Annotated in this window: 26 protein-coding genes and 1 pseudogene; 6 read left to right on the top strand and 21 right to left on the bottom strand. The window is 36.0% G+C overall.

The genetic code is table 11. The annotated features are described in order from the left end of the window. Positions 1-241 precede the first annotated feature (241 nt). From BCR26_RS17030 to BCR26_RS17010, 5 genes are all read left to right on the top strand, one after another. Entirely contained in the window at positions 242-844 is a 603-nt protein-coding gene (locus tag BCR26_RS17030) for a TetR/AcrR family transcriptional regulator (RefSeq protein WP_069700152.1), read from the top strand. A 9-nt stretch (positions 845-853) separates the two neighbouring features. Next, on the top strand, positions 854-1,240 hold the full coding sequence (locus BCR26_RS17025) for an HsmA family protein (protein WP_069700151.1): 387 nt from the start codon (positions 854-856) through the stop codon (positions 1,238-1,240). Positions 1,241-1,331: 91 nt separating this feature from the next. Then, positions 1,332-1,733: a DUF2871 domain-containing protein gene (locus BCR26_RS17020; protein WP_069700150.1), complete on the top strand. Its 402-nt coding sequence runs from the start codon at positions 1,332-1,334 to the stop codon at positions 1,731-1,733. Between the two features lie 355 nt (positions 1,734-2,088). After that, on the top strand, positions 2,089-3,096 hold the full coding sequence (locus tag BCR26_RS17015) for a DMT family transporter (protein ID WP_069700149.1): 1,008 nt from the start codon (positions 2,089-2,091) through the stop codon (positions 3,094-3,096). A 3-nt stretch (positions 3,097-3,099) separates the two neighbouring features. Then, positions 3,100-3,387, top strand: coding sequence for a hypothetical protein (locus BCR26_RS17010; RefSeq protein WP_209591802.1), 288 nt, complete (start codon positions 3,100-3,102; stop codon positions 3,385-3,387). Between the two features lie 79 nt (positions 3,388-3,466). On the opposite strand, the gene BCR26_RS17005 is transcribed toward BCR26_RS17010, so the two are convergent. From BCR26_RS17005 to BCR26_RS16915, 19 genes and pseudogenes are all read right to left on the bottom strand, one after another. Continuing rightward, positions 3,467-4,204, bottom strand: coding sequence for a response regulator transcription factor (locus BCR26_RS17005; protein WP_069700147.1), 738 nt, complete (start codon positions 4,202-4,204; stop codon positions 3,467-3,469). 6 nt (positions 4,205-4,210) lie between these two features. Beyond that, entirely contained in the window at positions 4,211-5,401 is a 1,191-nt protein-coding gene (locus tag BCR26_RS17000) for a histidine kinase (RefSeq protein WP_069700146.1), read from the bottom strand. 174 nt (positions 5,402-5,575) lie between these two features. Further along, positions 5,576-5,857 (bottom strand): ethanolamine utilization microcompartment protein EutM, encoded by a 282-nt coding sequence (eutM, locus tag BCR26_RS16995; protein ID WP_069700145.1) that lies wholly within the window; start codon positions 5,855-5,857, stop codon positions 5,576-5,578. A gap of 26 nt (positions 5,858-5,883) precedes the next feature. After that, positions 5,884-6,519: a phosphate propanoyltransferase gene (locus BCR26_RS16990; protein WP_069700144.1), complete on the bottom strand. Its 636-nt coding sequence runs from the start codon at positions 6,517-6,519 to the stop codon at positions 5,884-5,886. 2 nt (positions 6,520-6,521) lie between these two features. Then, entirely contained in the window at positions 6,522-7,967 is a 1,446-nt protein-coding gene (locus BCR26_RS16985) for an acetaldehyde dehydrogenase (acetylating) (protein ID WP_069700143.1), read from the bottom strand. Positions 7,968-8,248: 281 nt separating this feature from the next. After that, positions 8,249-8,512 (bottom strand): annotated as a pseudogene (locus BCR26_RS19055) (BMC domain-containing protein); the annotation flags it as partial. A 78-nt stretch (positions 8,513-8,590) separates the two neighbouring features. Then, complete coding sequence (locus tag BCR26_RS16975; RefSeq protein WP_069700141.1) at positions 8,591-9,196, bottom strand: cupin domain-containing protein; 606 nt, start codon at positions 9,194-9,196, stop codon at positions 8,591-8,593. A gap of 17 nt (positions 9,197-9,213) precedes the next feature. Further along, on the bottom strand, positions 9,214-9,474 hold the full coding sequence (locus BCR26_RS16970) for a EutN/CcmL family microcompartment protein (RefSeq protein ID WP_069700140.1): 261 nt from the start codon (positions 9,472-9,474) through the stop codon (positions 9,214-9,216). Between the two features lies 1 nt (position 9,475). Next, positions 9,476-9,787: a BMC domain-containing protein gene (locus BCR26_RS16965; protein ID WP_069700139.1), complete on the bottom strand. Its 312-nt coding sequence runs from the start codon at positions 9,785-9,787 to the stop codon at positions 9,476-9,478. A gap of 17 nt (positions 9,788-9,804) precedes the next feature. Further along, positions 9,805-10,650: an ethanolamine utilization protein EutJ gene (eutJ, locus tag BCR26_RS16960; RefSeq protein WP_069700138.1), complete on the bottom strand. Its 846-nt coding sequence runs from the start codon at positions 10,648-10,650 to the stop codon at positions 9,805-9,807. Continuing rightward, a complete protein-coding gene (locus BCR26_RS16955) occupies positions 10,647-11,273 on the bottom strand; it encodes a hypothetical protein (protein ID WP_069700137.1) in 627 nt (208 codons plus the stop codon). Before BCR26_RS16955 ends, eutJ begins: the two co-directional genes overlap by 4 nt. 15 nt (positions 11,274-11,288) lie before the next feature. Next, positions 11,289-11,723: a EutP/PduV family microcompartment system protein gene (locus BCR26_RS16950; RefSeq protein ID WP_069700136.1), complete on the bottom strand. Its 435-nt coding sequence runs from the start codon at positions 11,721-11,723 to the stop codon at positions 11,289-11,291. Then, entirely contained in the window at positions 11,720-12,049 is a 330-nt protein-coding gene (gene eutS / locus BCR26_RS16945) for an ethanolamine utilization microcompartment protein EutS (RefSeq protein WP_069700135.1), read from the bottom strand. The genes BCR26_RS16950 and eutS overlap by 4 nt, the downstream gene beginning before the upstream one ends. Positions 12,050-12,067: 18 nt before the next feature. After that, complete coding sequence (gene cutD / locus BCR26_RS16940; RefSeq protein ID WP_069700134.1) at positions 12,068-13,009, bottom strand: choline TMA-lyase-activating enzyme; 942 nt, start codon at positions 13,007-13,009, stop codon at positions 12,068-12,070. Between the two features lie 38 nt (positions 13,010-13,047). After that, a complete protein-coding gene (gene cutC, locus BCR26_RS16935) occupies positions 13,048-15,618 on the bottom strand; it encodes a choline trimethylamine-lyase (RefSeq protein WP_069700133.1) in 2,571 nt (856 codons plus the stop codon). 26 nt (positions 15,619-15,644) lie between these two features. Beyond that, positions 15,645-16,784, bottom strand: coding sequence for a 1-propanol dehydrogenase PduQ (locus BCR26_RS16930; RefSeq protein WP_209591803.1), 1,140 nt, complete (start codon positions 16,782-16,784; stop codon positions 15,645-15,647). Then, positions 16,781-18,241: an aldehyde dehydrogenase family protein gene (locus BCR26_RS16925; RefSeq protein ID WP_069700132.1), complete on the bottom strand. Its 1,461-nt coding sequence runs from the start codon at positions 18,239-18,241 to the stop codon at positions 16,781-16,783. The genes BCR26_RS16930 and BCR26_RS16925 overlap by 4 nt, the downstream gene beginning before the upstream one ends. Before the next feature lie 26 nt (positions 18,242-18,267). After that, on the bottom strand, positions 18,268-18,555 hold the full coding sequence (locus BCR26_RS16920) for a BMC domain-containing protein (protein WP_139124988.1): 288 nt from the start codon (positions 18,553-18,555) through the stop codon (positions 18,268-18,270). Between the two features lie 161 nt (positions 18,556-18,716). Beyond that, positions 18,717-19,016 carry a BMC domain-containing protein gene (locus BCR26_RS16915; protein ID WP_069700130.1) on the bottom strand — a complete coding sequence of 100 codons (300 nt, stop codon included), beginning with the start codon at positions 19,014-19,016 and terminating at the stop codon, positions 18,717-18,719. 444 nt (positions 19,017-19,460) lie between these two features. On the opposite strand from BCR26_RS16915, the gene BCR26_RS16910 reads away from it, so the two are divergent. Continuing rightward, positions 19,461-20,408: a phosphotransferase gene (locus tag BCR26_RS16910; RefSeq protein WP_069700129.1), complete on the top strand. Its 948-nt coding sequence runs from the start codon at positions 19,461-19,463 to the stop codon at positions 20,406-20,408. A 166-nt stretch (positions 20,409-20,574) separates the two neighbouring features. On the opposite strand, the gene BCR26_RS16905 is transcribed toward BCR26_RS16910, so the two are convergent. Both BCR26_RS16905 and BCR26_RS16900 read right to left on the bottom strand, forming a co-directional pair. Then, positions 20,575-21,315, bottom strand: a complete 741-nt coding sequence (locus BCR26_RS16905; protein WP_069700128.1) for a class I SAM-dependent methyltransferase — start codon at positions 21,313-21,315, stop codon at positions 20,575-20,577. 179 nt (positions 21,316-21,494) lie between these two features. Next, positions 21,495-23,765, bottom strand: coding sequence for a glycoside hydrolase family 65 protein (locus tag BCR26_RS16900; RefSeq protein WP_069700127.1), 2,271 nt, complete (start codon positions 23,763-23,765; stop codon positions 21,495-21,497). Positions 23,766-23,782 lie beyond the last annotated feature (17 nt).

Genomic DNA, 23,782 nt, shown 5'->3' with positions numbered 1-23,782 from the left:
CATTTAGATAATTCACAACCTTTTTTATGTAGAAAGAAAATTTTTTAGGTAAATCTTTTTTTAAACAATTTTATTCCATTGAGAAAGCTTTCATCACTAGCGTTTCAACTAATTGGAAATCCTAATAAATAATTTTTTTCTATTTTATCCTATTTTCAGAAGCATCATTAGTGACATTTTGTCACTTTGGTGGTATATTATTCAAGAAAGTGACAAATCGTCACTGAAAGGAGGATAGTAAATGCCCAAGAGCACTTTCTTAAATCTTAATGATACGAAAAAAAGTCAAATCGATCATGTTTTAGTAGACGTTTTTTCTAGTCAACATATCAGCCAAGTGAAAGTTTCTGAAATCGTAGCAAAATTAGATATTTCACGAGGATCTTTTTATAAATATTTTACCGACTTAGAAGATTCCTACAACTATATTATCAAAAAGATTTCAATTGCCATTCATATGGATATCCTGGAACATATTTATCAAGAACAGGAAAACTTTTTTGAAGGCGTCAAGAAATACCTTGTTTGGTGTAGTCAATTAGACCCTGAAAGCAACGATTGGCATAAAATAGAACTGCTAACTCAAAGTCATGATTTGTCTTCTTACAAACGAGAAAATAGCTCTGTCAATTCTCCCATGATACAAGAATGGATTAAACTATTAAAGATTAATCATTTTCACATCCAAGAATCTCAAGAAGCGGTTAGTTTTTTATATTTTTTTATGACACTTGTAACGAACACGTTAGCAGAGCTATTGGTGAATCACTGGGATACCGATGAACTTATAGAAGAATTTGACCATAAAGTTCAATGGATAAAAAATGGAATTTATAGAAAGTAGGGGGAAATAGTGGATACGAAATTATTATTAGCAATTATTACGATTACATTAGCTCTCGTTTTTTATACAATTGGTGTTTTTTCTGAAAGAAAATCTGGAGAGTTGCATTTAAAACATTTAATTCTTTTTGGACTAGGTTTAGTTTTTGATACTACAGGAACCACCATCATGTCTACCATTGCAAAATCGGAAAATGTTGGCACCTCTCTTTCTCTACACCAAGTAACAGGCGTATTAGCCATTGCATTAATGGCTTTTCATTTAATTTGGGCCATTTACGTTTATGTAAAAGGAACAACGAAAGCAAAGCATACCTTTCACAAATTTAGTTTAGTTGTTTGGCTATTTTGGCTCATTCCATATATCGCTGGATTAATTGTAGGAATGAGTCAGTAGCACAAGCTCATAGCAATAACTATAGGCGTTATTCGTTCAATGCCTACTATACAAGTATTTTCTACTCAAATAATTATTAGGAGCGTGTTTTATGAAAAAAATGGTTAGAACAAGTATGTCTTATATGATTTTAGGATTAATTTTTGGTGTTTATTTCCGAGAGTTTACGAAGATTAATGACTTCACAGGGGTTACACAGTTGAGTGTTTTACACACCCATACTTTAATTTTAGGCATGTTTTTCTTCCTGATTGTTTTACTTTTAGAGAAAAATTTCAACATTACTCAACATAAAAACTATAAAAAATTCTACATGTTTTATAATATGGGACTTGGCATTACTCTATTAATGATGTTGATTCACGGAACCATGACCGTTTTAGGAATTGATTCTTCTGCCGCTATTTCTGGAATCGCAGGATTAGGACATATTATATTAACAGTTGGCTTAGGATTTTTGTTTAATGTTTTATTAGGTTCAGTCAAAGAATAGTTATCTACTTACAAGAGGTTGTGACAGAAGCAGTTCTCTTGGAATAGGAATACCGTTTATTCAGTTTTAGGGGGTTGTGGCATACGAATGTCACAGCTCTTTTTTTCTTTCAGTTGCATTTTCTATTCTACTTCAACACGTTGTCCTGTTTAAATAATCCATAAAAGTAGAAATAGTCCAAACTAATTTACTAAATCTAACTATAAGTACAATAAAAATCTTGCAATTGTGAAATATTTTCTGCTTGTTTTCTTTTATAATTGAGATATAGAAATCATAAAGAAAGCGCTATCCTTTTTTATCGCTTTCAATAAAATGATGGGAGAAAAAATAATCAAGTAGAGGGTGTCTTTTTATGGAAGAAAAGGTTAACGTTCCAAGTAATCTTGCATTAGAAAAAAAGAAAAAAATGGCTTCATCTTTTGTAAGACAAGGAATCACGGCTGGTTTTGTTTCCGCAATAACATTTGGTCTTTACAGTACTGTTTCAGCTTATGCAATGGGATTGGAGCCTATGGTTGGTGTCGCTAGCGTTTTTGCGGTTCCTTTTGTTGCTTCAGCTATCAATGATTCTATTGCAGCTATTTGGCTGGTCATTTTTAATACTATGAAAGGTCGTTTCAAAGAGATTGGTCGAAGCCTTTGTGTTTTCCCTGGTTTGATGGTTATCCTCGGTGCGTTGTTTGGTGGTCCAATTGCCAATGGAGCGTATCTTATTGGAATCGCTTCAGCAGGAGCCGCAGCTATCCCAATCTCTGCACTGTTTCCAATGTTCGGTGCTATTTTTGCAAGAATGTTCTTAAAACAGCAAATTTCTAGACGTGTTGCTATCGGTATGGGAATTTGTATTGTGGGAGCGATCATGATTTCACTTGATGGCGGAGGCGATGTTGGTAACAACTTTACCTTAGGAATTATCTGTGCATTAATTGCTGCAATTGGTTGGGGCTTAGAAGGCGTTTTTTCAGCTTTCGGTATGTCTATGATTGATTCAAATATTGCTATTACCATTCGTCAAGGGGTTTCTGGTATTGTCTTTATTACCGTTGTTCTTCCTATTTTCAATGCATTAGGTTTATTCGGAGAAGTCTTACAATCACCTAAAATAATGATTGTCATTGCTATTGGCGCTCTATTCGCTGCGGTATCCTTCTTATCTTGGTATATCGCAAATAGTAAGGTTGGTGTTGCAACAGGTATGTCTTTAAACAGTACTTATGTTTTATGGGGCGTTATTTTTTCAGCAATCTTTTTAAATACTACTTTAAGTCCAATGATGATTCTCGGTGCAATTATTATTACCGCTGGAGCAATTATCGTTTCAGTAAATCCCTTTGAGTTTTTTAAAAAGAAGGAGGCATAAATAATGTTATTACCTATTAGATCAAGAGTTTTACACTTTATTGCAACAGAAAAAAGTGCTCATATTACTGAAGTTATGGCTGGATTGGAAGCAGATTACGGATCAGAACGTCAATTTACTCGAGCAAACTTTGTTGAGCATCTACTCTCTTTGAAAGAAAATGGCTTAATTGATGAAGAGTCTCACTTAATGACTGAAGAAGGCGACTTGCAAATTGTTTATGCAATTAATGATGAAGGAATCAATACAATCAACAAATATTTGCCCAAAAAATGGCGTCTAAACGGATAAAAAAATAGAGATGGTTATCCTATTAATAGCCTTCTCTATTCTGTACCATTCTATTGAAACTCATTTAACCATTTTTTTATTAGCTTGTTTTTATTTTCTTTCGATACTTAATCGGTGTAATATTCATTTGCTTGTAAAATACTCGATTAAAATAAGAAGGATCATTAAAGCCGCATTCACTAGAAATACGATAAGAAGGGTAGTCAGTATCTTTTAGCAAATGACAAGCATATTTAATTCGCAGATTATTGACATAATCGGTGTAGGAAATTCCTACCTCCTTCTTGAATACACGGCTAAAATATTGCGGCGTCATAAAAACATGTGCCGATGCCATCTCTAGAGTAAGTGGTTCAGTATATCTATGTTCAATAAACTGAATAGCTCCTCTGATAAAGCTTTGGTATTGTAGGTTGTCTGAATCCTGAATTTCCTCTTCAACTGATTCAGACGACTCTATTAATTCTTTTAATACAGTTATAATTTCTGAAGGATTTGCTGGTTTCAGTAAATACTTATTTACATTCAACTCGATTGCTTTTTGGGCATATGAAAAATCAGAAAATGCAGACAAAATAACTACTTTTACATCTGGCAAAAATTTTTTTATTATTTTTAATGCTGTCAATCCATCTTTTTCAGGGATTAAGATGTCCATAAATATAATACTTGGTCGATGTTCCCTTGCCAACTCAATAGCTTGATTACCTGTTACACAAGTCCAAATATCATAGGAGTTTCTGACTTCTTTTTCGACAATTAGTTTCAAAAAATCTCTTTCTATATCTTCATCTTCAACGATTAAGATTCCACTCATTGACAATCACCTCAAATTATTTTTAGGGATTTTTATGGTAATGATACTGCCACTATAATCAGATTTTGCAATAAACAATCCATAATCACTACCAAAATATTGCTTTAGTCGTCGATCTGTACTGCGAAAACCCAGGCTCATTTTATTCTCTTGTTTTGCTTTTATTTCATTCAAAACAGTGATTGGAAATCCATTTCCGTCATCCTCTACACAAATAGTAATAGCATCCCCTACCTCTTCAGCGTATATTTTAATTATCCCACCATCTCTTTTCGGAGTTATTCCGTGAATCAGAGCATTTTCAACAATAGGCTGTAGTGTCATATTTAAAATGTAATGAGAACGTATGTTATCTGGAATATTCAATTCATAGTTAAGCCGATCTTTAAAGCGAACCTTTTGAATGTATAAATACTTTTTAATATAATCCAACTCAGATTCAATGGTATGAATTTGACTTTCTTGTTTCAAGGTATAACGTAGGATATCTGATAAACAATAAATTAATTTTTCTGTTGTATGAGATTCTTCAAAATAAGCTGTTCTAGCAATGGAATTTAATGTATTAAATAAGAAGTGGGGGTTTATAACAAGTGAATCATTTTTCGTTTCTAACTCTACAATTTTTTTCTCCAAAATTTCTTTTTCGATGGATAGTCGTTCTAGATCTTGATAACCATTAATAATTTTTTCTTGTACATCTAAAGCGATATTATTTGCTACGTGGCCACAAATTTGTTCATAAATCCTAATTTCTTTGTCATCAACTGTTTTTAAAGCAGCCAATGCTTTCGCAATCTTCTCAACCTCAACACCAGTTTCTTCATTGATTTGCGGCAAATCTAATAAAAACTTTTTGTATTCCGTTTCAGTTGAAAACGCTTGAATCCCAATAATATAACCCAAGATTTCACCGTCGACAACAACTGGCATATAGATATTTTCCAAGCCATAATCACAAACATAGCGATGATCTGCATTTCCATTTAAAGATTTTAAACATTGGTCACAAACCGTTGTACTACTTTTTTGACAAACAATTTTACAAAAGTCTGGAACTGGGTTGAACTCCATAAGAATTTCTCCTTGGTTATCAATTAATATCAATGAAACACTGGAGATAGGAATTAAGCTACTGTATCGACTGTATAATTTATTGTCTACTAGTTTATGTAACGGATTCGCTACACTGTCCACTGGAGACACCACCTTAAATAGTTTTATAAACGTTCGTTCATTTGGTCAAAAAATCATTTATGAAGCGTTTTCCTACTTAAACATACTATATTCGAAAGACAATTTCAATGTTAAACTGATATAGACTTAAGTAGCTGGCCACTTAAGTCTATCAGTCTTTTTGCGTTTAAATTTTTATGCTTTTGAATGAGGTAAGATATTTTCCACTTCTCCATGAGGACGTGGAATAACATGAACAGAAACCAATTCCCCAATTCTTTGTGCAGCAGCAGCACCAGCGTCTGTGGCTGCCTTAACTGCACCTACATCTCCACGAACCATTACTGTAACTAAACCACCACCGACAAATTCTTTACCGATCAATACAACGTTTGCTGCTTTTACCATTGCATCCGCTGCTTCAATTGAACCTACTAATCCTTTTGTTTCGATCATTCCTAATGCTTCTGATTTCATGTTTATTTCCTCCTAAGATTTTTTTTTTAATTAATATATACTTTGGACTGTGAAGATAATCCCATAGCATTCGCTTCTTCTGTGTCTAAATGACACTCTAAACTAAATGAGTTATTGACACGTACAATTGTATTTTCAAGCACGCCGCCACGAATTCCTAATAAACATAAACTGACAATTTGCTTGTCTTTTACCCCAAATTTTTCTGCATCTTCGGGGGTCATATGAATATGTCGCTGAGCAACAATAACTCCTTTTTCTAAAATAACTGTTCCTTGACTGCCAATAATTGTCACGCCAGGTGTTTGTTCAATCTCACCAGATTGATGAATTGGCGCTTTTACTCCCAATTTAAAGCAGTCTGCACTCAAAATTTCAACCTGTGTCTCTGATCTTGCTGGGCCTAAAACTCGAACTTTTTCAATCGCTCCTTTAGGGCCACAAATCATCACGGTTTCCTTACAAGCATATTGACCTGGCTGTGATAATTCTTTTAACATGGTCAATTGATAGCCTCGACCAAATAATTGATCAATATCCTTTTGCGAAAGATGAATATGACGATTAGAAATCCCCAATGGAATACTTTTCTCTACACATTCCGATTGTTTCTCTGCCAGTACTTCACCAAAAAGTTTGGCAAATTCTTTATACTGATCCATAACTAATTACCGCCATTTTTCTGTAATAAGTCCATTAACTCTGTTACTAATTCATTGAGATAACCTGTATCGGTGTCACCTGTAGGAAGCTCTGCACACTCTTTTATGCCATAAGCAACCCGCTTAATATTGATTAAATGAAGAGGCGTTACATTATCAGATGTTGCACTTCCCCCCCATGTACCACAACCTAGTGTAAAGGCTGGAGATAAGCCGGTACTAACCCCAACACCACCTTGTGTTGAGCCAGTATTAACTAAAATTCGGAAAACAGGTTTTTCAGAAAACTTCATCACAATTTCTGGGTTCTCTGTGTGAATGGAAAAACTATGGCCAACGCCTCCATTGTTTAATAAGGCTAATGTTACGTCACATGCCTCGCGCCAATCTTCTACTGTATAGAACCCTAACACCGTTGTTAGTTTCTCGTAAGAAAGGGGCGCTTTTTCTCCCACACTATCTTGTCGTCCAATTAAAATTTTGGTTCCTTCAGGAATCGTGATTCCGGCTGCTTCTGCAATTACTTTTGGCGAGCGTCCTACCAATTTTGCATTCATAGCATGTCCTTTTACAAACAATTTTGAAGCAACTTTCGTTGTCTCTTCCGCAGTCATAAAATAGCAGCCTTGTCGTTCAAATTCTCTAACAACTTCCGCTTCGATGACTTTTTCAACAATCACGGTTTGTTCGGAAGCACAAATGGTTCCATAATCAAATGTTTTACTAGCAATAATATTACTTACCGCTTTTGGTATATTAGCGCTTCTCTCAATATATGCCGGTACATTTCCTGGGCCAACTCCTAGTGCTGGTTTTCCAACACTATAAGCTGCTTTTACCATAGCTGCCCCACCTGTTGCAATAATTAACGCAATTTCTTCTCGACGCATTAGTTCATTCGTTGCTGCCATAGAAGGTTTTGCTATACAAGTTACAATGTTATCTGGTGCACCTGCTGCTACAGCCGCATCATTCATTAGTTTTGCTGCATACATCGTACTTTTTAACGCTGAAGGATGGGGAGAAATAACAATTCCATTTCTGGATTTGACCGCAATAATCGCTTTATAAATGACAGTTGAGGTTGGATTTGTTGATGGTACAATCCCCATCAAAAGTCCCATCGGCTCAGCAATCTCAATTAACTTATTTTGCTCATCATTTTTGATGATCCCAACAGTTTTCATGTTTTTAATAAAACGATATAATTCGGTTGAAGCGTGTCGATTCTTAAACGTTTTGTCTGTTGCTTTCCCAAAGCCCGTTTCTGCTACAGCCATTTCCGCAAGCTCTTCCGCGTGGGCTTCTGCCACGTTCACCATGCTACAAATAATTTTTTCAATTTGCTCTTCATTAAAATGAGCAAGAACTTCCTGTGCTTTTTTCCCTTCACGAGCTAATGTTCTAGCCCCTTGAATGGATTGTAAATCTTTATCGTATACGTCCAAGTTGTGCTGACCTCCTTTCTCTAATGCTCTGTTTTGTTATTTCTTTCACGAATTTTTTTGAGCAATGTCGCTTTATTGGCGATTGCTAAAGCTTTATCGGATAAACCTAAGTTCTCATAATTCGCGGCAAGTTCTCGCAATTCCTGGATAGATAACCGACCTAGTTCTGCTTCTGTCATATCTTCAAGAGCAGTTATCGCTTGGACTTCTTCTTGGAAAATATCAAGAACTGTCTCTTCAGCCAATTCCTCAATAACTTCAAGCATTTCTTCCTGAGATAAAATGATAGACTCCACCTCACTATGCGGTCGTGGAATGACATGCTGAGTGTTCAGCTTCTCTTGTCCAAATTGTAGAACTGCACTGGCGCCTGCATCTACAGCAGATTTTACTGCCCCAACATCCCCAGTGACTATGATGGTCACTATGCCACCACCCACTAAAGAACGTTCTATTAATTCTACTTGGGCTGTTTTTAACATGACATCGGCCGCTTCTATCGCTGGAATCAATCCTTTGGTTTCAATTAATCCAATGGCGTTCACACTCTTCCTCCTCCATAAAAACTGTATTTTTACAATTTATGACTAAAAAAACAATTTAGTACTAGCCTCTTTAAACGATTATAGGCAACGCTCTTTTTCTATTTTAATGACTAATAAATGTGTATTTTCTTTTACATTCCTCGTTACTCTGCTGTTACAAGGATAATAGTGAACATCTCCTTTTTGACTATCGAAGCTTTTCTGATTAATCGTAGTCGTTAGATTGCCTTCTATTGTAAAATGAATTTCTTCGCTAGTGAAAACTGTTGTAACGGTTCCTTTAGGTAATTTCACTAATTCCATTTTAGTGCCATTAAATGAATCAAAAAGCACTTGCTTTTCTTCAGCAGAATTAGGATTTACTTTATCATATCGAATAGTATTACCACGAATTAATTTGAAACCTGAGTCTTCACTTTCAACGACATACGGTTGATTCTCTAATACAGCCATTAATTCTTGAAGCAAGCGAGGCTCAGCATAAAGTTTTTTGATTAACAGTGCAAATTCTCCTGTTCCGACTGACGGAGTAAACGTCTCTAATTCAAACTTGATATGATGTTCTTCCGCTAAGTCCCTAGCTGCTGGCGTTATAATCGTTTGCTCGGGAATCATACATTTTTCTTGTTTCGTCTCAATTAACTGTTGAATGTCTGTGATACAGATAAGTTTCTTCATTTTCATCACCAACCTTTTAGTTTCTAAAAATGGCAATCTTCATCAATAATACCAATGACCGTTGCATCAATAGGAATAGCTGTTTCCTTGAAAATATTTCTAGAAGATGATCCAGTACATATAATCACTCTGTCCCCTATTCCTGCACCGATTGTGTCTGCCACAATTAGATACTCTTTGTTTTCTTCATGATTAATGATTTCTGCCAACATAAATTTCAGTCCATTGAGGGATTCTATTTTTCTAGTTGCCCACACGTTATCTACTAATTTTGCTGCTAGCATATTAATCACTGCCTCTACTTTTTTTCATTTTTTGTTTAATATCACTTATGGCTGTTTCTACCGAAGAAGTATCACCAAACAACGCCAATAGAATCATATTTTGCGGACAACTTCCTCGAATATCAACTGCGATAATTCCCGCAGCTTTTTCTGCTAAATCAGCAACATAAACCATATCAATTAGTTTTCCCTGAATTAGTCCTATAGCATCATACTGCCTAAATTCTTGTGTCGCAGACTGACTCATTCCCATTCTACGGGTAATGATATCTAATGCTCCATCTGAAGGAGATTGTATAATCCGATAATCCATGCTATCTCACGCTCCCTCTATAAAATTTCTTGGGTACAATTCAATGCTATTCCTAAAGGTGTTACAAACATTGGATTTTCTGGTTTAAATGTTGGAATATTCGTTTTCTTTTCAATAATGGTTTCAATCCCTGTTAAGCAACATGTACCGCCTACTAGATAGATTTCTTTTACTTGATAAGGTTCAACATAGTGATTAACGATACTAGAAACTTTTTCAATAACAGGACTTAAAACAGGCAATAATTCTTTATGATTTTTTTTGTTTCGTTTATATTCATCAGCTTTTTCAAAAGGAATGCCATAGGCTCCTGAAACAACTAATGTAAAGTGTGTTCCCCCAGTTGCTTCATCAGCTACTTCGACAACTTGACCGTTTTCTAAAATGGTAATTCCGGTTGTTCCACCGCCAATATCCACAATTGCTCCATCTTTAATGTTCAAAACAGCATTTGCTGCAGTTGGTTCATCTAACAGAGCCGTTATTTCAAACCCGGCAGCTTCTACTACATGCTGAATGACACCAGAATCTAACGTCTGAGTCCCAGGGGGTAAGGCTGCTGCACAATAGCGTAATTCTTCTCCAAGCTTTTCTTCTAACTCTTCTTTTAGCTGAGTTACAATCTGAATCGCACCTAAGTAGTCCACAACCATTCCATCTTTCACTACATTGGCATAACGATAGCTTCCTGCAACCGGTTGACGCTTTTCATTTAATACGGAAAGGACAATACATGACGTCCCTAAATCAACGCCTGTATAATATATGCCCGTAGTCGATTTTTTAGGTGTGGCAATCACTTTTTCAAAATCGGCAATTAGTTGGTTAGAATAGCTAACCTGTTCTTTTAATTGTTGGCTCACTGTCTTTCACTCCGAATCATCTGGGTCATTACCATTAGCAGTGCCCTTCTTACTTGCTCCACTTCCGTCTGCACATTGTTCTCTGCTTGTTCTTCCTTGTTACAACCTATGCTTCCTTCATTCAAAAAAAGGGAGAGTTCTATCAGACTAGTATTTAGACAATTTAAAATCGCCAACTCTCGACCATAAGGAAGTTGGATATGAAAAGCAGATATTTCTATATTTTCTAGGTTAGCTTCCTCAATAGACACTCTGTTGTCTTGAAACGTTGGTATTTGTTTTCCCTGCTGCCAAGCCTTTTTGACGTCCTCAAGGTGTCTTTGCCAACATAATACTTTTTCTGCTAACAACACATCTTTTTCTAACAAAAAACTAAAACTTAGTAAGAAAAAGGAGAGTGTTTTTTGAAAAGAGGTAATTGCTTGCTCGTTGCTTATACCTTCCTGATTTTGAGGTTCTACCTTGCTTTTGTTTCCTTGTTCCATCTGTTTAACATCAATCTTTCGATCTACCAAAAATTGTCTTGCTTCTGGGGTTAAACGTGTTTCAGAAGGCAACTTATAACTGGAAAAAGGAGCTTTTCTATACTGGACTTTTAATTCCATTTCAGTAATAAATCTCATCGTTCCTTCCCCCTTCTATTTAAGTTTTGCCAACCAACACTCTTTTTCCTTCAATAATTCCAGATCCTCTATATCAAATACAAAATATGGTGCCCTCACTCCCGCTTGGTCCAACATCGCTTCTGCTTTTTGCTTCTCTTCAATAGTGTCATAAGACTTCACCAGTCCAACAACTGGACAAGAAAATGTTTTAGCGAAATTGGGAGGATAAACACTTCTTTCATCTTTACCATTTGCTAAAAACAGAACTATGGCTGCTGTCTGAGAAAGAGAAAAAATATATTTATACATACAGGTATTCTCTAAATAGGCCGCTGGAATATCAATGGTAATCGCCCCATAAATTGCATCTTGTCTCTTCTTTAAGGGTTTATTTTCATCGTTTAACCAGTTAGCTACCGTAGATTTTCCGCTTTGCTTGCCACCAATAATCATGATTCTTTTTTTCATGTTCTTGTCACATCAACTACTGAGAATTCTAGTAATTTTTTTAATGTCTGATTTACAGCGTGCAAGGAAGTCTCTACACTGGAGAAATCTCCTGTAATCACTAAAGATCCTGTAAACCGATCTAAAAATCCAATTTCAACATCAGCCGCTTTCGTAGCAACATCCGCTGCAATGATGGCCGTTTCTGAAGGGGTAAAAGTCATGATTCCTATCGCACCACTTTCTTCCACTCCTAAACGTTCACAAATATCAGACATTGGGGATGCTAGAATATGTGCTAACGTGACCTGTTTCCCAGGGACGGATTCTTGAATAATTCTTTGCATCTTGCTCCCTCACTTCCATTAATGACGAATAACTTTGACTGGAAAATCATAGTGCTTAATTTGCTGCTCAATCAAGTCCAAGTCCTCTTCTGATAAACTTAAGTCTTGTTTCACTGTATATATTTTGTCTAGCTGATCGTACTTATTCACACCTAATTTATGATACGGAAGTAAGTCAACCCCCTGAAAATTCTTCCGATCCTTATAAGGTTCAAGAAACTCAATCGTCTTTTGAATTGTTTCAGGATCATTGTTTAGTCCCTTCATCAAAGGCATCCGAACTTTTACGTTATAACGGCGTTCAATTAACTCTTTTAAATTTTCTAAAATCCGTTCATTACGAACCCCAGTATATTCTAAATGCTTTTCCGGATTAATATGTTTCATGTCATAAAGAAATAGATCACAAAATTCGGCAATTTTTAACAGAGATTTTAAAGGCGCATGCCCACAAGTTTCAATGGCTGTATGAATCCCTGCATTTTTACATTCCATCAATAAATTGGCGGCAAATTCTGGTTGTGTCGCAACTTCACCACCGCCTAATGTGACCCCTCCACCGGAAGTTTGATAAAAGGGAATGTCTTGAATTGCAATTTCCAATAGATCAGAGATTAAGCGATCTTCTCCAGCGATAGATAAGGCTCTCTTTGGACAAACCTGTTCACATAGTCGACAACCATTGCAATTGATGCTGCGGTCTACGTAATGAATCCCTTCCTCCATCTTATGAATGTTTAACGGACAAACCTTCACACATTCTCCACAATCCACACAAAGCTTTCTTTGATACATTACTTGGTATTTTCTTTCGAGACTTTCTGGATTCGAGCACCACTTGCAGCGTAACGGACACCCTTTAAAGAAGAACAAGGTACGAATCCCTGGACCATCGTAGATCGAATACTTCTGTATATTAAAAATACGTGCTTTTCTCTCGATTTGAATTAAATTTTCCAATTTCTTCACCCTTGTTCTTCATTTTTAAGCCTAATTTTTTAGAAATGTTCCAACATTGTACGGCTGATAATTTCATCCTGTACTTCTTTACATAATTCAGTAAAGTAGGCACTGTAGCCTGCAACACGGATAATTAAATCACGGTATTCATCTGGATTTTCTTGTGCTTTCTTCAAGACTTCATCATCTACATAGCTAAACTGCATTTGACCATTCCCTAGAATAGAGGCTGTACGAAGTAAAGTAATCAATCCTTGACGGCCTTCTGGTGTTTCAAGAATTCCTCTTAATAGCTTAAAGTTGTGTACCATCCCAATATTCATCGCTGCTACATCCATTTTCGATACCGATTTAATAATCGCTGTTGGTCCTTTTTTATCTGCTCCTTGCGAAGGGCTAATCCCATCAGAAAGTGGGGACCATGCACGACGGCCGTTAGCACTTGCTCCAAGCATTTCACCAAATGGCGTGTTGTTAGAAATTGATAACGTTCCATGACTAAAGATCGAATAAAGTGTTTTGTATTTACGATGTTCTTTTTCTGTCCAGTTCACAATGTCGGCTGCAATTAAATCTGCATAATCATCATCATTTCCATATTTTGGTGCTTCCAAGCAATCACGACGAATTTCTTCATAGCCTAAAAAGTCAGCTCTTGTTGCTTCACGAATTTGCTCTAATCGATATTTTTTATCGTCAAATACTAATTTTTTAATTGCTGCCATTGAATCCACATACGTTCCCAAACCAGACCAAATCAACCCAGGTCCCCAGTTATGAACACAACCGCCTGCTGTAACATCGCGACCATTTTCCATACATCCTTCCATCATTAATGACATTAATGGTTTCGGAGCAATATCTCTATGAACCCGCTGACTGATGACTGTTCCTACAGCTGATAATCGTGTAATATAAGCCATTTGTTCTTTAACCGCTTTTTCAAATTTTTCATAGGTAGTAAATTGGCTTAATCCACCTAAATCTAAACCTGGTTTTAATTTGCACCACAACATTTCCCCACGATTTAAAACAAACTCAATCGCTACTGGGAATTGTGTATAACCGGTGGATGTCCATTGATAAAGACGTCCAGATTTTTGCGGTTCAACACAGCCCATCAGACAATAATCTCTTGAGTCTTCCATATCAAAGCCTTTAGCAAGCATCATTTTTATATGGGAATCGTCAAAGTGAATTGCAGGGAATCCTAAGCCAGCTCGAACGACATCTACAATTTTTTCCAAGTATTTTTGTGGTGATTGGTTGTGAACACGACAAGCTAAGGATGGCTGATAAACCCCAACATGTCTTACTGCATCCATTAACAGGTAGGTCAAATCGTTACAAGCATCTCCACCTTCACGCTTCACACCACCTACACACATGTTGACAAATGGTTGATAGCCAGCAAAGTGTTTAGAACCACCTTCACTTGATACCCACATCATTTCAGAACATTTGATTAAAAATGAACCTGCAATTTCAAATGCTTCGTAATCTGTTAAACGACCCGCTTTTTTATCTGCTTCATAAAACGGATAAACATATTGATCCACTCGTCCAACCGATAAGCCTGTTTGATTTTCTTCAATCATAAACAACGATTCAACTGTCCAAACAGCTTGAAGAGCCTCTTGGTAGGTTCTTGGTTTATTAGCTGGAACATGAGCGTTAACTTCTCCAATTTTGCGTAACTCTTCTTTACGACAAGGATTGGTTTCTTTTTCTGCTAATTCATAAGCATGATCTGACAAACGTTTTGCGTAAGCCATAACCCCTTCAGTTGTATCAATAACAGATTTATAATAATAGATACGATCAATATCTTCTGGATTTTCCATTGATAATGTTTCTAAATGATCTAGTGCTTCTTGTTGGATGTCTTTCATCCCTTTTTTCATTAGGACAACGTCATAACCTGGATTAGAGTCCCCACCACCATTAATTTGGTGATACGATAAGTCACTAACAAAAGCTTCTCCCGAAAACTCCCATAAACCAGCTTCTCGATACTGTTGTTCACATATTTCATCTAAAGAACGACCTTCCCAATATGGGAAAAGTTCTTCTCTCATAACTCTTTTATCTTCTTCAGAAATATAAAATGGATCTTGAGGACGATTATGAATCGTATCTAACTCATCTTTTAACCAACGCCAAGCAATATCTGGAGTAAAAGAACCCGCTCTAGGCGCTCCATTAGGATGACCAACAATTAATTCATCATCTTGAATCAGTATAGGTGCTGTTTCACAAGCTTCTCTAAAAGCTTTTGCTCGCAGCATAATTTTAGGCAAGCCAGGATTTTCTTTGACGATTCTAGTAAATGCTTTTGCACGATGGATTGTAATTGAAGGTGTAATTGTCAAATAATGATCTTTTAAACGTTTTAGACGTTCCGTCATTCCTTTTGGATAACTACCATCAGCTGGAATATCTGGATTTGCAATAGACGTACTTGTTGCGCAAGACGCATTAACACATCCATCTGACTTCCCTAATTCTTTTGAAATACCTTGGAACAGTTTTAACATAGCGGATTTTTCTTGTGGTGACATGTTTTTTGTCACATCAGCAAATTTTTCAGTAATTTCATTCACGTTCATCGGTAACCCTCTCATTCTTCTAAATGTTAGTAACTATTTTGATAGATTTTTTCTAATGCTTCTTTCGTCGGTTCAATCGGATTTGTCGGTGTGCAACGATCTAATAAGGCTGCCTCTGACATTTCAGTGATTGTTTTCATAAAGTCAGCTTCATTAATCCCTAACTGACTCAGTTTATTCTCAATACTTAGCTGTTTCTTCAGTTGAGTAATCGCATCTAAATAACTGACAACCCCTTCTCTAACTGTTCTTGCAGGTAAATGTAAAAGTTCAGCCAATTGAGCATATTTTTTTGCAGCTTCATTATCAGCCGTTCCTTTAAGATTCGCATTATAAGCAATCACTTCTTCTAGTAACAGTGCATTGCAACGTCCATGTGGAATATGAAATCTTGCTCCCATTGCATGAGACAAACTGTGAACAATCCCTAAGCCAGCGTTATTAAAAGCAATCCCTGATAAACAAGAAGCATTGTGGACACGATCACGAGAATCATCTGCTTGACAATCATTAAATAAAATCGGTAAATGCTCAAAAATAATCTTAATCGCTTTTTCTGCCAGTGCATCGGTAAAATCGGTCGCATTTTTGGCAACGTAGGCTTCGGTCGCATGGGTTAAAACATCCAATCCTGTATCCACTAATACTTTTTGAGGAACACTACTGATACAAGTGGAATCTAAAATAGCTAAATCAGGACTCAAATATTCATCTACAATGACTACTTTTTGTTCATCCGCAGTAATAACTGAAAAATCGGTCACTTCTGAACCTGTACCACTTGTAGAAGGAATGGCAATAAAATAAGGTTTCTTTAGTGCATGATTGTTCATTTTTGCTACAGAATAGAAAATCCCTTTAGCCGCATCAATTGCTGACCCGCCACCAATTGCAACAACGACATCTGGTTGGATTGTTTCGTACATTTTTATACCCGCAGCAATGACTTTCGTATCTGGATCAGGTTTTACGTCAACAAAGACAGATGAGATAATACCTGCGTCCATCAAATAACTCTTTACCTTATCTAAATAGCCTAACTCGTCAATAATAGCGTCTGCTACAATTAGCGCTTTGGTTCCTGAAACCTTTTTTAAGGCTTCTAAAGAACCTCTATTTAATAAGATATTGGTTCTTAACGAAAATTGATTAATGATTCTTCTCACTCCTTCATTTCATTGATAATTTTTCTAAGAATTACTTCGATAGATTCTTGTGTATCCTTAGAATGTAAGGATTGATTGCCACTTTCGTTAAAGCAGTCATTCAACGTACGAACACCATACCCAACTTTTCGAATTCTCACTAAATGTTCTGGTGAAATATTATCTGACGCTTGAACAATGCCTAAAGAAGTACTTCCTAATGTCATAGAAGGAAACAAATTCGTCGTCGCTCCCATTCCTCCTAATGTAGACGGCGTGTTGACCAAAACTCTCGCAACAGGTTTTTTAATTGAAAATTCTCTAATCACATGCTCGTCATTAGAATGAATCACTAAAGTATGGCTTTTAGCCCCTTCCATCAGTAACTCGATACATTTTTCACAAGCTTCCTGCCAATTCGGTTCCACAAATAGAGCTAAAATTGGACTAAATAACTCTTGGGCAAAGGGGTTATTTTCAGAAACATAGGCTTGTTCATAGATAAAGATTTTAGTAGTAGGCAGTACTTGAATCCCCGCTTTTTTTGCTAACTCACAGGCTGAACAGCCTACACTTTCAGGATTTAAATCGCCATTTTTTTTCATTAATACGTTCACAAGCTTCATCGCTTCTTCTTCTGATAAAAAATGAGCGCCTTGACGTGTCAATTCTGATTTCGCTTGCTCTACAATTGGCCCGTCTAATACAATTGACTGTTCCGCCGCTGAAACAATTCCGTTATCAAAAGTTCGGCTTTCAATAATGTCATGAATGGCTTGTTGAATATTGCATGTTCGTTCAATAAATACGGGACCATTTCCGCTACCACCGTAAATAAAAGGTTTATTAGCTGCTTTCAATTTAGGTAAAAGCTTAGGGATCCCTGTGACTAGTGTTAGTGCAGTCTCTTCATGATTCATTAATTCGTTGGTACTGGTTGAAGAAACTAGTTGCATATAATTGATGCCATCTTCTGGCAATCCTGCTACTATTGCTGCTTCTTTTAATAATTTCACCGTTCGCTGAATTGTTTTTTGTGCTCTAGGATGTGGTGAAAAAATAATCGGATTCCCGGATTTTATCGCAATAAAAGCATTATGAATCGTTGTTGAAACCGGACTAGTTGCTGGAATCATTGCAACAATGACACCAATCGGAACGCCAATCTCTACTGTTTTTTGTTCATAGTTTTCTTTTATTACCCCAACATATCGCTGATTTGCCAGTTGTTGTGGCAAATATTCACAAGCAAAACGATTCTTCAGCAGCTTATCTTGACACAAACCGTAATGGGTTTCTTCCACTGCTTGTTTAGCTAATTCTTCTAAATGAGGCTTAATTGCAATAGCCATCTTATTTACAACTACATCTAATTCTTCTTGTGTAAAATTCCGTAACTCAATAGCTGCTTCCTTAGCACCTTCTATATGAATTCTTGCCTCTTGAATTGCTAAAAGATCTTTGTCAACTTTGTACATTAGACACCTCACCCTCCTTTATTCATCTAAATATCAAAAGAATAACGAGAAATAATCTTTTCAATATCTCGATGTGGACGAGGAATTACGTTGTGACTATACACTTCTGCTCCCATACCTTCAACTGCCTCAACACCTGCTGATACCGCTGCTTCAACAGCTCCGACATCCCCTTTTACTAAAACAGAAATATAGCCAGATGCGACATTCTCATATCCAATCAGTTCAACATCTGCTGATTTACACATTGCATCCGCCGCTTCCATGACAAATACTAATCCAAATGTTTCGATAAAACCTAAAGCTTCAACCATTCTCTCTACCTCCTCCATATTCCATAAGCTGCTGACATTCTTTGATATAACTTAAAATAGCTAGTTGTTTTGTAACTAGAATTGATGGTTACTGTTAGAACCCCAGGTGCTCTAGCTACTTACTTAAAAGCATCTATACAAATTGCTTAAGACACTATACTTTATTCAGCATCAATATCGTGGGCCATTACTATATTTCCAATCGGTGGAATAGGCCTTGGCATCACATTACAAGCTGTTACTTTTCCTACTTTCTTTGCCGCTTCAACACCTGCTTCTACTGCTGATTTAACTGCTGCTACATCTCCTTTTACCATTACTGTTACTAACGTAGACCCCACATTTTCGTACGATACTAGTTCCACATCTGCCGCTTTCAGCATCGTATCTGCTGCTTGAATAGCAGGTACCATACCAAGTGTTTCCACTAAACCCAATGCTTCATTCCCACGATAATCCATTTTTTCTCTCCTTTTCTTATGGGTTTGATTTTATCTAAAGCTTTATAGCTATAGTTCTTAATACTATTGCCTCTAGATAACTCTCACTTCTCTTAAGTAACTTTATAGTAGCATGAACTGAAAAAGGAAAACCGTAGATTCTATAGCTTATTTTGTACTTTTGCAACCGATTTCTTTTATGTTCTTGTACAATTTTGTTTTTTTTGTACAAATCCGCTTTTCTCTATAAAAAATGACTCTATTTATGCGGGATAAAAAAATACAATAAAAAAGATTGTCCATTTTGGCTATAAAAAATAACTATTGTTATTTAATTTGATAAATCAGTCTTTCTAGATAAAAATGAGTACATTCAAAACCTCTTATCCTTTTTTTCACATTTGAAATAGAGTATAATGGCATCGTGAGGATAGTTTTTTATAAAAATTGATTGGATGTTATTTCATGATAAATCGGAAAAAAATACATGACTCTTTAAATATAGATACCATTATCGATGAGAAGCTGCAGGAATTTTTCAATGACCCAACCTTGCACTTCGACCGGTCTTTATTCACTGGTGGATTAACTAACTACAACTATTTGATGCATATTCATGGGCATGATTACGTTATTAGAGAACCAGGAATTCTAACCGAAATAATGATTGATCGCCAAATAGAGCAGCAGAATACCGCACTTATTTCTACGTTAAATGTCAACTCTAGCTGCGTCTATTTTGATGCAAAAACAGGGATTAAAATTAGTGAATTTATTCCAAATAGTAAAAATTTAGCCCAAGCCGATCCATTTATTCCTAAAAATTTGAAAGCTGTTACAGACATACTGAAAAAAGTCCATACTTCAGAAGTACCATTTTTAAATGTGTTTGACTTGAAGCATGAGCTAAACAAGTATGAAGAAGTAATAAAATCGATTAATGGAGCACTTTTTTTTGACTATCATACATTGAAAGAAAAAGTCTATCACTTTTTTGATGAATATGTAAAAAATGTTCAATTAGTTCCATGTCACAATGATACGGTTCCTGAAAATTTTTTAGTAGATGATAAAACGAATTACTTTTTAATTGACTGGGAGTATTCTGGACTAAATGATGCTACTTTTGACTTAGCTGCCTTTATCGTAGAAACACGACTTTCCAAAGAAGCCATTCAACAGCTTTTAAAAAACTATTATGGAAACACCATTCCTGTGGATGCTATTCAAAAGATCAAAGCTTATATTTTAGCTCAAGATTTACTTTGGACCGTTTGGGCATTGATTCGTCATTATTCAGGAGATAACTTCTTGGATTATTGTGACATGCGTTATGAGCGTTGCCGTAAAAATATTTTGGCTCTTTCAAAAGACCCTGAATATCCTTTGTATCAAATGGTTGCGAATGATTAAAAAATATACCTTCTTGTATTTATAAGATAAGGAGTAAGACTACAAACAGAGTTGAAGATAAACCTCAACTCTGTTTGTTTATAGTCTTACTAGATTAATATTCTCCTATTTTATTTTTCAGTGAAATAATCTGCATAAATTGAAACATCAAAATTCGTTGTCATACCTATTGTTTTTGGATAATAAAATGATGAAAAAAAGCCATGTCCATAAAAGGGGACTCTTCGGCAACCGCTAACTCCAGTTCCTGCATATACGTATACCAGTCATCAGTTCCTTTCATTTCATTATTTTGACTCAAACTATACATACTGCGGATTCCTAAACATTTTTTTATCACAGCATTTGAATGTCTACACCATTCTTCAATTTGATTTCTATCATAATAATTTACTGTGCCGAAATAACTCTTCTTAAGGCTATAATCTGCCAGTTTTTCAAACCAATTTAGAGCCTTTTTCGGATTGTCCATTAATACCGCTTCTTGAACTATAGCACCTATTTGATTATGTTTAATTAATGATAATTGTCCACCTTTTTTTAAAAGATAAAGCAATTTAGAAATGATTTCCTCTTTCTGTTCAAGATTAGTATATTCTAAAACATTATGACAAATAATAAGATCAAAACTATTTTTGCAAAATCTATCTAGTACTTCTTCATTTCCTAATAGTTGCTGGTATTTTCTTGCTTCGTTTGATAAAGCTAACATATCTGGATTTGGTTCAATTGCAATCACTTCATTTTTTTCAGCGTAATAACTCGCTGTAATGCCAAAACCACTTCCAAAATCTAATATTTTTAATCCAGACGCTATTTTCAATTGCTTGAATACACAATCATAGAATAGTTTTCCCCAAGGTGTTTCTGTTGCTTGTGTATAGTAATTAATGATATTCTTTTCCATTCTTATTCCCCATTGCTAAAAATATTTTATATTATGAGCTATTCACAATTATTATACAGGAAAAAAGAGTCCAGGATTCAACTCGATGAGTTATTCCTGAAACTCCTAGACTTCATATAAAAGATAAGATTAGAAATACTTCAAGGCTAAATTTTTTTAGCACAGCCTCTATAACTTCTCTATTTTACCTGCCTCACATATTCATCCGCAACCGTAATCTGCTCACCATATAAATTAACTTCCAACGGCGCTCCTTGTAAGAGTGTCAATTTTACTCTTTCATGATCTACCTTTACTTGTAACAAACGCTCCTGATAGTTGACTTTGAAAGAATAGCCTTGCCAATTTTTCGGCGTAAACGGTTTAAAAATTAATTTACCAGTCAATGTCCGCATTCCTGCAAAACCATGAACTAAAGATAACCAACCACCACTCATAGAAGTAATATGCAGTCCATCTTCCGTATCATTATTGTAGTTGTCTAAATCCAGACGAGCGGTTCGTGCATACAATTCAACCGCCTTTTCTTCCATCCCTAATTCAGCGGCTAGAATACTATGAACACAGGCAGATAAAGAAGATTCATGCACCGTCATTGGTTCATAAAAATCAAAGTTCCGTTGTTTTTCTTCTGTTGTAAATTTGTGGTTTAAAAAATACAATCCTTGTAAAACATCTGCTTGTTTAATAAACGGTGAACGTAAGACTTTGTCCCAAGACCAATTTTGATTTAAAGGTAAATCCTCTTTATTTAAAGAAGAAACTGGTTGTAAATCCTTGTCTAAAAAAGTGTCATGCTGAACAAAAATACCCAGCTCTTCGTCTTTCGGAAAATACATTTTAGCAATGATCTCTTGCCATTTAGTCATTTCACTCTCGGTAACTTTTAATTCTGCTAGTTTTTCTTTTGAAACTTTTTTTAGTCCATCCAAAGTGTACCGTAAAGTCCAAGTAGCAATGGTATTGGTATACCAGTTGTTGTTGACGTTATTTTCATATTCATTCGGTCCTGTTACTCCATGAATCATGTATTGCTTTTTCCTTCTAGAGAAATGTACTCGATCTGCCCAAAAGCGTGAAATCCCTACTAAAACATCAATTCCCTCATGTAGTAAATAGTTTTCATCACCTGTATAGGATGTATAGTTAAAAATGGCATGAGCAATTGCTCCGTTACGGTGGATTTCTTCAAAAGTAATCTCCCATTCATTGTGACACTCCACACCCGTAAACGTAACCATTGGGTATAACGCGCCTTTCAGCCCTTGTTGTTTCGCATTATGGAAAGCTCCTGGTAACTGTTGGTGACGATATTTCAATAATTGTTCTGTCACTTCTTTTTCAGCAACTGACAGATACATAGGGACAATATAAGCTTCTGTATCCCAATACGTTGCACCCCCATATTTTTCACCAGTAAATCCTTTAGGACCAACATTTAAACGGGCATCTTCCCCATAGTAGGTTGAGAATAATTGGAAAATATTAAAACGCATGCCTTGCTGTGCTTCGTCGTCACCTTCGATTACTACATCGGCCTTTTCCCAACGAGCTTGCCATACTTGGCTATGCTCTGCTTTTAACGGGCCCCAACCTAATTGAACTGCTTTAGTAAGTAACTTTTCAGCTTTTGATGCTTGCTGGGATTCTAAAACATCACGGCTAGTAACGACAGCCACATATTTTTCCAAACAAGCGGTTTCATGAGCACTTAAATCATATTTATAGGTTTCTGCCACATATTTGTCTGTCTCTTTTTGACTGTGCTTCTCTGCTGAGGTAACAACTTTCATCGCGGTAGTCACACTAAAACGAGGCGTACCAAATGGATTTTCAACCGTTTCCATTGTCAATAATGGCTGCTTGCCTAATTGCCGATTTTTTTCCAGCCAAAAAAGTTCCTCATAATTACTATCCTGATTGGTTACATTTCCATCTAGTTTTGGTGTCAATTCAACGGTTCCTTGCCCTTTTAACAATTCAACTTCTACTTTAACTAGCGCCAATTCTTGCGTTGCCACACTCACATATCTTTCAAATCGAATTTGAGCTTCTAATCCAGCTAACTCAACCGTATACTGACGATTCAAAAGACCATTTCGCATATCTAACTCTAAATAAAAATCGCGATGTTTTGTCTTAGCTAAATCTATTTTTTCACCATTAATAACGATATCTACGCCAATAAAATTCGTCGCATTAATAACTTTTCCAAAATATTCTGGATAGCCATTTTTCCACCAACCAACTCTGGTCTTATCTGGAAACCAAACTCCAGCAATATACGTCCCTTGATGATGATCTCCTGAGTAGCCTTCTTCAAAGTTCCCACGCATCCCCATGTAGCCATTTCCAATGGAGGTTAGGCTCTCTTGTAACCTTTTGTTTTCAACATCTAATTGCCTTGTCTTCACCTTCCAAGGATCAATTTCAAATAACCGTTTGAACATCTTTACTGCACCTCGCT

Source organism: Enterococcus rivorum (genome assembly GCF_001742285.1).
Taxonomy (GTDB): Bacteria; Bacillota; Bacilli; order Lactobacillales; family Enterococcaceae; genus Enterococcus_L; species Enterococcus_L rivorum.
Note: the sequence above shows the minus strand (reverse complement) of the source record. Positions and strands in the feature narration are given on the sequence as shown.